13 protein-coding genes are annotated in these 13,632 nt (G+C 60.6%); 5 read left to right on the forward strand and 8 right to left on the reverse strand.

The genetic code is table 11. From position 1 onward, the window contains the following. Position 1 precedes the first annotated feature (1 nt). From ACYSTU_RS16370 to gloB, 6 genes are all read right to left on the reverse strand, one after another. Entirely contained in the window at positions 2 to 1,021 is a 1,020-nt protein-coding gene (locus tag ACYSTU_RS16370) for an ABC transporter permease (RefSeq protein WP_016774153.1), read from the reverse strand. Between the two features lies 1 nt (position 1,022). After that, complete coding sequence (locus tag ACYSTU_RS16375) at positions 1,023 to 2,096, reverse strand: microcin C ABC transporter permease YejB (RefSeq protein WP_016774154.1); 1,074 nt, start codon at positions 2,094 to 2,096, stop codon at positions 1,023 to 1,025. Positions 2,097 to 2,100: 4 nt separating this feature from the next. After that, positions 2,101 to 3,942, reverse strand: coding sequence for an extracellular solute-binding protein (locus ACYSTU_RS16380; RefSeq protein ID WP_425643170.1), 1,842 nt, complete (start codon positions 3,940 to 3,942; stop codon positions 2,101 to 2,103). Then, positions 3,939 to 5,771 carry an extracellular solute-binding protein gene (locus ACYSTU_RS16385; protein WP_499000087.1) on the reverse strand — a complete coding sequence of 611 codons (1,833 nt, stop codon included), beginning with the start codon at positions 5,769 to 5,771 and terminating at the stop codon, positions 3,939 to 3,941. Before ACYSTU_RS16385 ends, ACYSTU_RS16380 begins: the two co-directional genes overlap by 4 nt. 307 nt (positions 5,772 to 6,078) lie before the next feature. After that, positions 6,079 to 7,542 carry a transglycosylase SLT domain-containing protein gene (locus ACYSTU_RS16390; protein ID WP_039763240.1) on the reverse strand — a complete coding sequence of 488 codons (1,464 nt, stop codon included), beginning with the start codon at positions 7,540 to 7,542 and terminating at the stop codon, positions 6,079 to 6,081. A 99-nt stretch (positions 7,543 to 7,641) separates the two neighbouring features. After that, positions 7,642 to 8,409 (reverse strand): hydroxyacylglutathione hydrolase, encoded by a 768-nt coding sequence (gene gloB, locus ACYSTU_RS16395; RefSeq protein ID WP_499000089.1) that lies wholly within the window; start codon positions 8,407 to 8,409, stop codon positions 7,642 to 7,644. Positions 8,410 to 8,475: 66 nt separating this feature from the next. Here gloB and ACYSTU_RS16400 point away from each other — a divergent pair, with 66 nt between their 5' ends. From ACYSTU_RS16400 to ACYSTU_RS16415, 4 genes are all read left to right on the forward strand, one after another. Beyond that, complete coding sequence (locus tag ACYSTU_RS16400; RefSeq protein ID WP_499000091.1) at positions 8,476 to 9,234, forward strand: class I SAM-dependent methyltransferase; 759 nt, start codon at positions 8,476 to 8,478, stop codon at positions 9,232 to 9,234. A gap of 89 nt (positions 9,235 to 9,323) precedes the next feature. Beyond that, entirely contained in the window at positions 9,324 to 9,794 is a 471-nt protein-coding gene (gene rnhA, locus ACYSTU_RS16405; protein ID WP_007910572.1) for a ribonuclease HI, read from the forward strand. Positions 9,795 to 10,009: 215 nt separating this feature from the next. Then, the gene (gene dnaQ / locus ACYSTU_RS16410) at positions 10,010 to 10,768 is read left to right on the forward strand and encodes a DNA polymerase III subunit epsilon (protein ID WP_024012494.1); all 759 of its coding nucleotides are present in this window, start codon (positions 10,010 to 10,012) and stop codon (positions 10,766 to 10,768) included. Positions 10,769 to 11,060: 292 nt separating this feature from the next. Continuing rightward, positions 11,061 to 11,675 carry a GNAT family N-acetyltransferase gene (locus ACYSTU_RS16415; protein ID WP_016774208.1) on the forward strand — a complete coding sequence of 205 codons (615 nt, stop codon included), beginning with the start codon at positions 11,061 to 11,063 and terminating at the stop codon, positions 11,673 to 11,675. Here the strand turns inward: ACYSTU_RS16415 and ACYSTU_RS16420 are convergent. Continuing rightward, entirely contained in the window at positions 11,641 to 12,534 is an 894-nt protein-coding gene (locus ACYSTU_RS16420) for a LysR substrate-binding domain-containing protein (protein WP_499000095.1), read from the reverse strand. The genes ACYSTU_RS16415 and ACYSTU_RS16420 overlap by 35 nt on opposite strands. Before the next feature lie 85 nt (positions 12,535 to 12,619). After that, the gene (locus ACYSTU_RS16425) at positions 12,620 to 12,850 is read right to left on the reverse strand and encodes a hypothetical protein (RefSeq protein ID WP_016774209.1); all 231 of its coding nucleotides are present in this window, start codon (positions 12,848 to 12,850) and stop codon (positions 12,620 to 12,622) included. 183 nt (positions 12,851 to 13,033) lie between these two features. On the opposite strand from ACYSTU_RS16425, the gene ACYSTU_RS16430 reads away from it, so the two are divergent. Continuing rightward, positions 13,034 to 13,591, forward strand: coding sequence for an NADPH-dependent FMN reductase (locus tag ACYSTU_RS16430; protein ID WP_024012496.1), 558 nt, complete (start codon positions 13,034 to 13,036; stop codon positions 13,589 to 13,591). Positions 13,592 to 13,632 lie beyond the last annotated feature (41 nt).

The raw sequence follows: 13,632 nt of genomic DNA on the forward strand, positions 1-13,632 counted from the left end.
TTCACTTCCTCGGGTCGAAGGCATCGCGAGCGGACTCGCCGATAAACACCAGCAGGCTCAACATCAGCGCCAGCACGGCAAACGCGCTCATGCCCAGCCACGGCGCCTGCAAATTGGATTTGCCTTGCGCGACCAGTTCGCCCAGCGACGGGCTGCCGGCCGGCAGGCCGAAGCCGAGGAAGTCCAGCGCGGTCAGGGTGCCGATGGCGCCGGTGAGGATGAACGGCATGAAGGTCATGGTCGAGACCATGGCGTTGGGCAGGATGTGGCGGAACATGATCGCGCCGTTCTGCATGCCCAGCGCGCGGGCGGCGCGCACGTATTCCAGATTGCGCCCGCGCAGGAACTCGGCGCGCACCACATCGACCAGGCTCATCCACGAGAACAGCAGCATGATGCCCAGCAGCCACCAGAAATTCGGCTGGACGAAACTGGCGAGGATGATCAATAGATACAGCACCGGCAGCCCCGACCAGATCTCGAGAAAACGTTGCCCGGCGAGATCGACCCAGCCGCCGTAGAACCCCTGTAGCGCTCCGGCAATCACGCCGATGATCGAACTCAGCACGGTCAGCGTCAGCGCAAACAGCACGGAAATGCGGAAGCCATAGATCACCCGCGCCAACACGTCGCGGCCCTGATCGTCGGTGCCCAGCAGGTTGTCCGCCGAGGGGGGCGCCGGGGCCGGGACTTTCAGGTCGTAGTTGATGCTCTGGTAGCTGTAGGGGATCGGCGCCCACAGAATCCACGCGTCCTTGGCCTTGAGCAGTTCGCGGATGTACGGACTCTTGTAGTTGGCTTCCAGCGGGAATTCGCCGCCGAACGCGGTTTCCGGGTAGCGCTTGATCGCCGGGAAATACCAGTTGTTGTCGTAATGCACGACCAGCGGTTTGTCGTTGGCAATCAGCTCGGCGCCCAGACTCAGGCCGAACAGGATCAGAAACAGCCACAGCGACCACCAGCCACGCTTGTTGGCCTTGAACAGTTCGAAGCGCCGACGGTTGAGAGGGGACAGGTTCATCTCAATGCTCCCGGCTGGCGAAGTCGATACGCGGATCGACAAAGGTGTAGGTCAGGTCGCCGATCAGTTTCACCACCAGCCCGAGCAGGGTGAAGATGAACAGGGTGCCGAACACCACCGGGTAATCGCGATTGATCGCCGCTTCGAAACTCATCAGGCCGAGGCCATCGAGGGAGAAAATCACTTCCACCAGCAGGGATCCGGTGAAGAAGATACCGATGAATGCCGACGGAAAACCGGCAATCACCAGCAGCATGGCGTTGCGGAACACGTGGCCGTAAAGGACGCGATGGCGGGTCAGGCCCTTGGCTTTGGCGGTGACCACGTACTGTTTGTTGATCTCGTCGAGAAAACTGTTTTTTGTCAGCAGAGTCATGGTCGCGAAGTTGCCGATCACCAGCGCCGTGACTGGCAATGCCAGGTGCCAGAAATAATCGAGGATCTTGCCGCCCAGGCTCAGCTCATCGAAGTTGTTCGAAGTCAGCCCGCGCAGGGGAAACCAGTCCAGATAACTGCCGCCGGCAAACACCACGATCAGCAGGATCGCAAACAGAAACGCCGGGATCGCATAGCCGACGATGATCGCCGAACTGGTCCAGACATCGAAGTGGCTGCCGTGTCGCGTGGCCTTGGCGATGCCCAGCGGGATCGACACCAGATACATGATCAGTGTGCTCCACAGCCCCAGCGAGATCGACACCGGCATCTTTTCCTTGATCAGGTCGATGACCTTGGCGTCGCGGAAGAAACTGTCGCCGAAATCCAGCTGCGCGTAGTTCTTGACCATGATCCACAGGCGTTCCGGGGCCGATTTGTCGAACCCGTACATGTGCTCGATTTCCTTGATCAGCGCCGGATCCAGCCCCTGCGCGCCACGGTAGGACGAGCCGGCTACCGCCACTTCGGCACCGCCGCCGGCAATCCGGCTCGTGGCGCCTTCGAAACCTTCGAGCTTGGCGATCATCTGCTCGACCGGCCCGCCGGGCGCGGCCTGAATGATCACGAAGTTGATCAGCAGAATGCCGAACAGGGTCGGGATGATCAGCAGCAGTCGCCGAAAGATATACGCCAGCATCTGATTACTCCGTGCCCGCAGGGTCGACTTGCAGTTGGGTTTCGACTTCTACGGCAGGCTTGGCGTCAGGCTTGACCCACCAGGTGTTGATGCCGATGTCGTACTTGGGCGAGGTTTTCGGGTGGCCTATATGATTCCAGTAAGCCACGCGCCAGCTCTTGATGTGCCAGTTGGGCACCACGTAGTAGCCCCATTGCAGTACGCGATCCAGCGCGCGGGCGTGGGCCACCAGGCTTTTGCGCGAGTCGGCGTTGATCAGGCTTTCCACCAGTTGGTCAACGGTCGGATCCTTCAGACCCATGCTGTTGCGGCTGCTCGGCTTGTCGGCGGCGGCGCTCATCCAGTATTCGCGCTGCTCGTTGCCCGGCGAGTTGGACTGCGGAAAGCTGCCGACCATCATGTCGAAGTCTCGCGAGCGCACGCGGTTGATGTACTGCGAGACGTCGACGCGGCGGATCACCAGATCGATGCCGAGGTCGCTGAGGTTGCGCTTGAACGGCAGCAGCACGCGTTCGAATTCGGTCTGGGCGAGGAGGAATTCGATCACCACCGGCTTGCCGGTGGCGTCGACCATTTTGTCATCGACGATTTTCCAGCCGGCCTCTTGCAGCAGTTGATAGGCCTCGCGCTGCTGGGTGCGGATCATGCCGCTGGCGTCGGTCTTGGGATTTTCGAAGGCTTCGCTGAATACCTGAGCCGGCAGTTTGCTGCGGAACGGTTCGAGGATCTTCCGTTGCTCGGCGTCGGGCAGGCCGGTGGCGGCCATTTCCGAGTTCTCGAAGTAACTGCGGGTGCGCACGTAGGCGCCGTTGAACAATTGCTTGTTGGTCCATTCGAAATCGAACAGCAGCCCGAGAGCCTGACGCACGCGCACATCCTGGAACACCGGGCGGCGCAGGTTGAACACGAAACCCTGCATACCGGTCGGGTTGCTGTTGGGGATCAGTTCCTTGATCAAACGGCCCTCGGTGACCGCCGGAACGTTATAGGCGCTGGCCCAGTTCTTCGCGGTCATCTCCAGCCAATAATCGAACTGCCCGGCCTTCAGCGCTTCGAGGGCGACGGTGTTGTCGCGGTAGTAGTCGGTGGTCATCGTGTCGAAGTTGTAGAAGCCACGGTTGACCGGCAAGTCCTTGCCCCAGTAATCCTTGACCCGCTCGTAACGTACCGAGCGGCCTGCCTTCACTTGGGTGACCTTGTACGGGCCGCTGCCCAATGGGATTTCCAGATTGCCCTTGTTGAAGTCGCGGCTGGCCCACCAGTGTTTCGGCAGGACCGGCAACTGGCCGAGGATCAGCGGCAGCTCGCGGTTGTTGCTGTGCTTGAACTTGAACAAGACCTTCAGCGGGTCTTCGGCGATGGCTTCGGCGACGTCGTTGTAATAGCCGCGAAACATCGGCGAGCCTTCCTTGGTCAGCGTCTCGAAGCTGAACACCACGTCTTCGGCGCGCACCGGGTGGCCGTCATGGAAGCGTGCTTCCGGGCGCAGGTAGAAGCGCACCCAACTGTTGTCGTCGGCTTTCTCGATCTTGCTGGCAATCAGGCCGTACTCGGTGAACGGCTCGTCGAGGCTGTGTTTGGTCAGGGTGTCGTAGATCTGGCCGATGTCATCGGCGGGCACGCCTTTGTTGATGAACGGGTTGAGGCTGTCGAAGCCGCCGAAACCGGCTTGGCGGAACACGCCGCCCTTGGGCGCATCAGGGTTCACGTAGTCGAAATGCTTGAAATCGGCCGGGTATTTCGGCGGCTCGTTGTACAGGGTCACGGCGTGTTGCGGGGCGGCCCAGGCCAGCCCGGCGAACAGCAAGCCGCCGGCCTGCACGAGCAGGGTGCGAACAGCGTTCATCGATCTTTCTCCGAAGACTTCAGCCACCATGCGCTCAGGCCCAGGGTGTAGGGCGGCGTGGTGACAAAGGCCAACCGGTTGCGGTAGGCCAGACGGTGATAATTGAGGTACCAGTTGGGAATGCTGTAGTGCTGCCAGAGCAGCACGCGGTCGAGCGCCTTGCCGGCGGCGACCTGCTCGTCGCGGGTGCGCGCGGCGAGCAATTGTTCGAGCAGGTGATCGACCACCGGGTTGGCGATGCCCGCGTAATTCTTGCTGCCCTTGACGTTCACCTGGCTGGAGTGGAAGTACTGCCACTGCTCAAGGCCCGGGCTCAGGGTCTGGCCCAGCGTCATCGAGATCATGTCGAAATCGAATTGATCGAGGCGTTGTTTGTATTGAGCGCGATCGACCGTGCGCAGGCGCGCGTCGATGCCGATGCTGTTGAGATTCTCGATGTACGGCTGATAAAGCCGCTCCAGGCTCGGATTGACCAGCAGCAGTTCGAAACGCAGCGGCTGGCCGTCTTTGTCTTGCAGGCGCTGGCCGTGGAGATTCCAACCGGCCTCGGCGAGCAGGGCGAGGGCTTTACGCATGGTCTCGCGCGGGATGCCACGGCCGTCGGTTTTCGGCAGGCTGAACGGCTCGGTGAACAGCCGGGCTGGCAACTGCTCCTTGTAAGGCTTGAGCATCAGCCATTCATGCCCGACCGGCAAACCCGAGGCGCTGAATTCACTGTTGGGATAGTAGCTGCTGGTGCGTTTATAGGCATCGCTGAACAGCGCGCGGTTGGTCCATTCGAAGTCAAACATCAGACCCAACGCTTCGCGCGTCCTGACATCGGCGAAGGTCGCGCGGCGGCTGTTCATGAACAGGCCCTGAGTCTGGGTCGGGATCTGATGCGGGATCTGCACCTTGAGCACTTCGCCACGACGTACAGCAGGGAAGTTGTAACCGTTGACCCAGTTCTTCGCCTGATGCTCGATGTAGATGTCGAACTCACCGGCCTTGAATGCTTCGAAGGCGACATCGCTGTCGCGGTAGAACTCGACTTCCATGCGATCGAAGTTGTACTTGCCGCGATTGACCGGTAAGTCCTTGCCCCAGTAATCCTTGACCCGCTCGAAAATCAGCTGCCGACCCGGCGTGACCGACGTGATGCGGTACGGCCCGCTACCCAGCGGCGGCTCGAAGGTGGTGGCTTTGAAGTCGCGGTCTTTCCAGTAATGCTGCGGCAGTACCGGCAATTCGCCCAGGCGCAGGATCAACAGCGGATTGCCCGAGCGCTTGAACACGAAACGAATGCGCTGCTTGTTGAGAATGTCGACTCGCAGCACTTCCTGCAGGGCCGTGCGATACAGCGGATGACCGTCCTTGAGCAGCGTTCGATAGGAGAACGCCACGTCGTAGGCGGTGACAGGCGCGCCGTCGTGAAAGCGCGCTTCGGGGCGCAAATTGAAGACGACCCAGCTGCGATCTTCGCTGTACTCCACCGATTGCGCGATCAACCCGTAACTCGACGCGGGTTCGTCGCCGGACGGCGAATACTGCCCGGTGCCAACCATCAGCGGCTCATTGAGCTCGTTGATGCAGTACTGAAGGAAATTGGCGGTGGTGACCGGGCTGGTGCCCTTGAAAGTGTACGGATTGACCGTATCGAAGGTGCCGAACGCCATCACCCGCAACGTACCGCCCTTGGGCGCTTGCGGGTTGACCCAGTTGAAGTGGGTAAATCTGGCCGGGTACTTGAGCGTGCCGAACTGCGCATAACCGTGACTTTCGGTAATCGTCGCGCTTGCGGGTGAGCTCAAGGCCAGGCTGATCAGGAGCAGGGAGAGGGCACGCTTCAAGTCAGATCCGATCCAGCGGCTTGGGCTTTGTGGGCCGTACAGTAACAGCTTGTCTGGACAGGAAAAAGATGCGGGTTAAAGAGCCCCTCACCCTAACCCTCTCCCGGAGGGAGAGGGGACTGATCGTGGTGTCTGGGCGAATTGCACCGAGGTGCGATACCGAGTCGAACTCAGTTTCTGAAAAGCCCCCGATCGGCTCCCTTTCCCCCTCTCCCCCTTGGGGGAGAGGGCTGGGGTGAGGGGGATGGATCTAAAGCACACCAAAAACTTCATCCAAAAAAAGCCCCTGAATTCAGGGGCTCTTCTGTCAGTGCGGCTGATAAACCGTAAGCATCTGCCCCGGCTTCAACGCCTTGCCCGCACCCGGGTTCCAGCGCTTGAGATGTTGCATCTCGACGTTGAAACGCTTGGCCACCACATACAGGGTGTCGCCGCGCTTGACCTTGTACTGGGTCTGCTGCTTGCTCTCGTCCTTGCCTTTGCTCTTGGTATTCGCCGCGACCACGGTGTTGACCCGACCGGACTTGCGCGCCGGTGCACGCTTGGTGTTGTCCTGCATGACCAGGGTCTGGCCGACCTTGAGGTTCTTGCCGGTCAGCTTGTTCCAGCGCTGCAGATCCTTGACTTCGACCTTGTTGGCCTTGGCGATGGAGCCGAGGTTGTCGCCACGCTTGACCCGATAAGCACGTTTGAGCTGCGCCACTTCCGACGGATCGGCGCCTTCGAACACCGGTTTCAGCGAGCGCGGGCTGATCAGTTCGTCCGGGCGCATGGTCTGCAGACTGGCGGTCAGCAGTTGCGCCTTGGATGTCGGCACCAGCAGATGCTGCGGACCGTCGATGGTGGTGCGCTGTTTGAACGCGGGGTTGAGCTGGAACAGTTCGTCTTCATCGATGTTCGCCACCGCAGCGACCTTGGACAGGTCCATGCGCTGGTTGATTTCGACGACCTGGAAGTACGGCTCGTTGGCGATCGGGTTGAGGTTGACGCCGTAGGCTTCCGGCGCCAGTACCACTTGCGACAGTGCCAGCAACTTCGGCACATAGGCCTGGGTTTCCGCCGGCAGCGGCAGGTTCCAGTAGTCGGTGGGCAGGCCGAGCTTCTCGTTGCGCTCGATCGCACGGCTGACGGTGCCTTCACCGGCGTTATAGGCCGCCAGAGCCAGCAGCCAGTCGCCGTTGAACATGTCGTGCAGGCGAGTCAGGTAATCCATCGCTGCCGTGGTCGAGGCGGTGATGTCGCGACGGCCATCATAGAAACGCGTCTGGCGCAGGTTGAAGTAGCGCCCGGTGGACGGAATGAATTGCCACAGGCCCACCGCATCGGCGCGGGAGTAGGCCATCGGGTTGTACGCGCTCTCGATCACCGGCAGCAGGGCCAGTTCCAGCGGCATATTGCGCTCTTCGAGGCGTTCGACAATGTAATGAATGTAGAGGCTGCCGCGTTCGCCGGCATTCTCGAGAAAAGAGGGATTACTGGCGAACCACAGGCGCTGTTGCTCGATTCGCGGATTGACGCCAAGGCCTTCCTGCAACTGGAAGCCCTGGCGCATGCGTTCCCAGATGTCCTGGGGCGCCACGGGAGTGGGCTTCTCGGTCAGCCAGATCGGCTTCTGCTTGGCTCGCGCAGCAATGTTCGGCGTGTGCGTCGCTTCAGTCTGCGGAGCGTGGCTGGAGCAACCCGCCAGCGTGGCGGACACAGCCACCGCGATGGCTTGCGCCAGGCGGGTCAAAGCATCTGAATTGACGGACTTACGTATGGATGACGACATTGGCTGGAAGTAAGTTCCGGGCAAAAATGTCGGGCGATTCTAGAAAGCGCACCCCCTGCGGTCAACCATTGAGAATTTTTGTCCCGGCCGGCGCGGTCGTCAGAACTTGTCTTTCCATGCTCGCAGAGCCGCAAATACCTCGCTCGGCTCCCGGTTTTGAGCGCCTTCCCGTTCGTCCACTTTTTGTGTAACCAATGTTTCAGAAGTGCGTAAAAACGGATTGGTAAGCTTTTCCAGGGCCAAAGTCGACGGCAATGTCATCACGCCGTTCTGCCGTTGCTGGGTGACCTTTTCCAGACGGGCGGCGACTTCCGGATTGCCCGGCTCGACGGCGGCGGCAAATTTCAGATTGCTCAAGGTGTATTCATGGGTGCAGTAGACCAGCGTATCTTCCGGCAAGGCCGCAAGACGGCTGAGCGAGCGGTACATCTGCTCGGGCGTGCCTTCGAACAACCGGCCGCAACCGGCGGCGAACAGGGTGTCGCCGCAGAACAGCAGGCCATGGTGGTAATAGGCGATGTGCCCCAGGGTGTGACCGGGCACCGCGTAGACGTCGAAGTCCCAGCCGAGCACGCTGATGCTGTCGTTGTCCTTAAGGGCTACTTCGCGTGCCGGGATACGTTCGCTGGCCGGGCCGTAGACTTTGGCACCGGTCGCGGCCTTCAGGCGCTCGACGCCGCCGACATGGTCATGGTGATGGTGAGTGATCAGAATATCGCTGAGCACCCAGCCCGGATGCGCATCGAGCCACGCCTGCACCGGGGCGGCGTCGCCCGGATCGACCACCGCACAGCGCTGGGTCTGATGATCCTGTAACAACCAGATGTAGTTGTCGGTGAACGCGGGCAGGGCACTGATCTGTATCATCGTCGGAATTCGCCAAGCGGAAAACATTGGCGCATCTTAGTAGTTCCTGGCGCGTTGGAGAATGACATGACCGATAAAGCGTTCGCTCAGGCCGATCCCGACTGGCTCGCATTGATCAGCGCCGCCCGCGAATGGCTGTCGGGGCCGCTCGGGCAATTTCTGCTGGATGAAGAGCGGCGCATGCTCGACGACGAGCTCGGCCGCTTCTTCGGCGGTTATCTGGTGCATTACGGGCCGTCCGCCGAAACCCCGCCGTCCGCGCCGCAAGTGCAGCGCAACGTGCGTCTCGGCGCACCGTTGCCCGGAGTCGAGATCGTTTGCGAAGAGCAGGCCTGGCCGTTGAGCGAGCACGCCGCCGACGTGGTGGTGATGCAGCATGGCCTCGATTTCTGCCTGTCGCCCCACGGTTTGCTGCGTGAAGCAGCGAGCAGCGTGCGCCCCGGCGGGCATCTGCTGATCATCGGCATCAACCCCTGGAGCACTTGGGGGCTGCGGCATTTCTTCGCCAATGATGCCCTGCGCAAGGCGCGCTGCATCTCGCCGTCGCGGGTCGCCGACTGGCTCAATCTGCTGGGCTTCGCGCTGGAGAAACGCCGCTTCGGGTGCTATCGTCCGCCGCTCGCGTCGGCCAAGTGGCAGCACCGCCTGGCCGGCTGGGAACGCAAGGCCGGTGACTGGCAGCTGTCCGGCGGTGGCTTCTATCTGCTGGTGGCGCGCAAGATCGTGGTGGGGCTCAGGCCGTTGCGCCAGGAACGCCGCGAGCCGATGGGCAAGCTGATTCCGCTGCCGATGGCCAAGGTCAACCGCCGCCGCATCGAACCGTAAATCTTCTTTTATTTGTGGCCGGGCTTGTCCCGGCCGCGGTCATTGTCGATCCGTGATTGGCAGGACGGCATTTTTCTGGAAAGACTGGCATGAGCGAAAGCGTGGAAAGCGTCGACACCGTAGAACTGTTCACCGACGGTGCCTGCAAGGGCAACCCCGGCCCCGGCGGCTGGGGCGCGCTGCTGGTATGCAAGGGCGTCGAAAAGGAACTGTGGGGCGGCGAGGCCAACACCACCAACAACCGCATGGAGCTGCTCGGCGCGATTCGTGGCCTCGAAGCGCTCAAGCGCCCCTGCGAAGTGCTGCTGGTCACCGACTCGCAATACGTGATGAAAGGCATCAACGAGTGGATGGCCAACTGGAAGAAGCGCGGCTGGAAAACCGCTGCGAAAGAACCGGTGAAAAACGCCGATCTGTGGAAAGAGCTGGACGAGCAGGTCAATCGCCACAAAGTCACCTGGAAATGGGTGCGCGGGCACATTGGCCATCATGGTAACGAGCGGGCGGACCAACTGGCTAACCGTGGAGTGGATGAAGTTCGCGGTTACAAGCAGAGCTGATTTCGCTTGTGAACCGTGGCGTGGCCGTTCGCGAGCAGGCTCGCTCCCACATTTGCAATGCATTCCCCTGTAGGAGCTGCCGAAGGCTGCGATCTTTTGATCTTGCTGTAAGAAAAATCAAAAGATCGCAGCGTGCCGCAGCTCCTACAGGCTTCATTCCCAGCGTGTTAACATCCGCGCCTTTGCCCGATTGACCCGTTGAGAGCTGAGCACTGATGGCCACCAGATCCGTTGTACTCGATACCGAAACCACCGGCATGCCGGTGACCGATGGTCACCGGATCATTGAAATCGGTTGCGTCGAACTGATCGGTCGGCGCCTGACGGGCCGGCATTTCCACGTTTATCTGCAACCGGATCGCGAGAGCGACGAAGGTGCGATCGGTGTGCACGGCATCACCAACGAATTCCTCGTCGGCAAGCCGCGCTTTGCCGAAGTTGCCGATGAGTTCTTCGAGTTCATCCAGGGCGCGCAACTGATCATCCACAACGCGGCGTTCGACGTTGGCTTCATCAACAACGAATTCGCCTTGATGGGCCAGCACGATCGCGCTGACATCACCCAGCATTGCACGATCCTCGACACCCTGATGATGGCCCGGGAACGTCACCCGGGGCAGCGCAACAGCCTTGATGCGTTGTGCAAGCGTTACGGCGTCGACAACTCCGGCCGTGAACTGCACGGCGCCTTGCTCGACTCGGAGATTCTCGCCGACGTCTACCTGACCATGACCGGCGGCCAGACCAGCCTGTCGCTGGCCGGCAACGCCTCCGATGGCAATGGCACGGGCGAAGGTGCCGACAATTCGGCTACCGAAATCCGCCGCCTGCCGGTCGATCGTCAGCCAGCACGCATCATCCGGGCGACTGAAGAAGAACTGGCGGCGCATCTGGTGCGGCTGGAAATCATCGCCAAATCGGCGGGAGCGCCGGCGTTGTGGACGCAGATTGCCGAGGCTGATGCGCAGGCCTGAAAAACCTGAGGATCAAAAGATCGCAGCCTTCGGCAGCTCCTAAAGGGATTGCATTCCATAGTAGGGACCAGGAAGGCAGCGATTTTTTGCATTTGGCGACATGAAGCCAAGTTGCCACCCTCGCCACATTCGCTGCAACCCTCTACCCTGAGTGCACTGGTCAGGTGCAAATCTGCCGCCTCAGGACACTGAGCCTCATGTACAAAGAGTTCAAATTTGCGCTGGCAATCATCCATCGCGACAGCAAGGTCGACACTGTCGGCTGCGTCAAGGAATGAGGACTTTTCCCAGTATGCAACCGGTCATGAATCCGAAATACCCAGGGTTGTCGGTGCGGGTCGCCGACGAAGGTTTTGCGCCGTATATCTGGGGCAGCGACTTCAGTTTCGAAGTCGCCGCCTATGGCGCCGCCGTGATCGGCAAGCCGGTCGAGCAGTGGCCGGTGACGCCAATCGTGCCGTACCGCAAGTGCTACGGCATCGATCCGGAAGAGTTCAGCGCCTTTCACAACGCGCCCGACAGTGCGATTTTCATGGCGTACCTGGACGACGAGCCGGTCGGTCACCTGGTGATCAGCACCAACTGGAACGGCTTTGCCCACATCGATGAACTGGCGGTGCATGCCCCGGCCCGTCGCCACGGCGTGGCCAAGGCGTTGCTCGATGTCGCGCAGTTCTGGAGTCGCAAGAAGAAGCTGCCGGGCATCATGCTCGAAACCCAGAACAACAACCTCGGCGCCTGTCGGCTGTATGAGCGCTGCGGTTATGTGATCGGCGGCATCGACCAGTTGCGCTATCGCGGCATCGATCCGCACACCGCCGAAGTCGCATTGTTCTGGTATCGCCTGTTCGATAATCCGCTGGAAAAACCACTCAGCTCGACAACATCGCCTCGGCTTGTTCCGTGACGATGGTCAGCAGTGTCTGAATCGCCGCCGACGGCGTGGCATGTTTGAAGGTCAGGGCGTAGAGGTTGATCGGCACAGCCGGTGAGAGTGGGCAGACGTCAAGCCCACCGGCGCGGGCGCCCAACGCGGTGAAGGGGTCGACGATCGCCAGACCTTCGCCGGCCTCGACCATGCTGCGCATCATCTGATGGGTCTGCACGCGGGTCTGGATGCTCGGTGCCGGGCGCAAGGCCTGAAGTTTGTTTTCCAGCGCCGGGCTCAGCGGATCCTGACCTTCGAGACCGACCATGGCCTGACCGGCCAGATCTGCCAGGGATATGTATTTCTGTTTCGGTTGCAGCCAGCCGTGCGGAGCGAGCAATTGCAGCTTGCCTAGGGCCAGCGGCTGGCAGTGGATATCGGGATGTTCGGGATCGTGCAGGCTCAGGCCCAGATCGCTTTCGCGCAGTAACAGGCTGCGGACGATGTTGCGAGTCGGCGCGCTGAGCAGGCTGCACGGTGCGTCGGGCAGGCGTCGACGCAGAGTCGCAAGGCTTTGTGGTAGCAATTGCTGGGCCAGCGGCGGGGTGCCGATGATGCGCAAGGGCGGGGCGAGGTATTGCTTGAGGCTGCTGGCCAGACGCTGCACCGGCTCAAGCGCCTCGTAAACGTGTGCGATTTCCACCTGCAAAGCGCGCGCTTCGGGGGTCGATTGCAGGCGCCCGCGAACGCTGGCAAACAGCATGAACCCCAGCTGACTCTCGGCTTCGCGCAAGCGCTCTTCGACCTCGGTCACCGGCAATTGCAGCCATTCGGCGGCGGTGCCCAGGTGACCGGTCTGCAAGAGCGCCTGAATCACTTCGATGTGGCGTAAACGCATGCGTGAAGTCCATGTTCAGCAGGTGGGGTCAGACGCTGAATCCTACCCCAAGTCCGCTCGCATGACTTCTGCTCATAACGCTGGGTTATTGAGCGACGGTTGGCTCAGGTTCGCGAATCAGGGTAATGCCTGATTGAACCAGGAGAAACTCGCTGTCACTGACCTTATTGACCCGATCGCCAATAGCCAGTCTGTAAATGGGCTCCGAGCCAGTGGATCCGTCTGCAGACGGGTTCGATTCCTGGAATTCATGCACGGAATAAACGCGGCCTTCCGCATCTCTTGCATGAAACTGACCGACGAGTACTGCTGCCATCTGCTTAGAACCTCTGGAGATAAAACGCTTGATTTGCGGCTTTGTAGACCGTCACCAAGCTCGGTAAGTTTTCCTACAGGAAAAAAATATTCGCCGCGCAGGAAAAACCAATGACCACTGGTGAAAGCGTCACTGGATCATCTATAACTAGCGACTCTTCCCACGGACCATCGAGAGTCATCCATGAGCAATGTCTACAACGTCGCTGTAGTGGTCGGTAGCCTGCGCAAAGCATCGATCAATCGCAAAGTCGCACTGGCCCTCGCCGAACTGGCGCCGGCCAATCTCAAGCTCGAGATTGTCGAAATCGGTGAGCTGCCGCTGTACAACGAAGACATCGACGGCGCTTCTCCGCCGGCAGCCTACAGCACTTTCCGTCAGAAAGTGGCGTCATCCGACGCGGTGCTGTTTGTCACCCCCGAGTACAACCGCTCGATCCCGGCACCGTTGAAGAACGCCATCGACGTCGGTTCGCGCCCTTATGGCCAGAGCGCTTGGAGCGGCAAACCCGGTGCGGTGATCAGCGTATCGCCAGGCGCCATTGGTGGCTTCGGCGCCAACCAGCACCTGCGTCAGACCTTCGTTTTTCTCGATATTCACTGCCTGCAACAGCCGGAAGCGTATCTGGGCGGTGCGGGCAACGCGTTTGATGAAGCGGGCAAGCTGAGCGACTCGGTGAAGCCGTTCCTGCAGAAATTCATCGATGCGTACGGCCAGTTCGTCGAGCAACACAAGAAATAAACTTACCGAAACTCACTGTGGGAGCGAGCCTGCTCGCGAAG

Source organism: Pseudomonas glycinis, assembly GCF_054871425.1.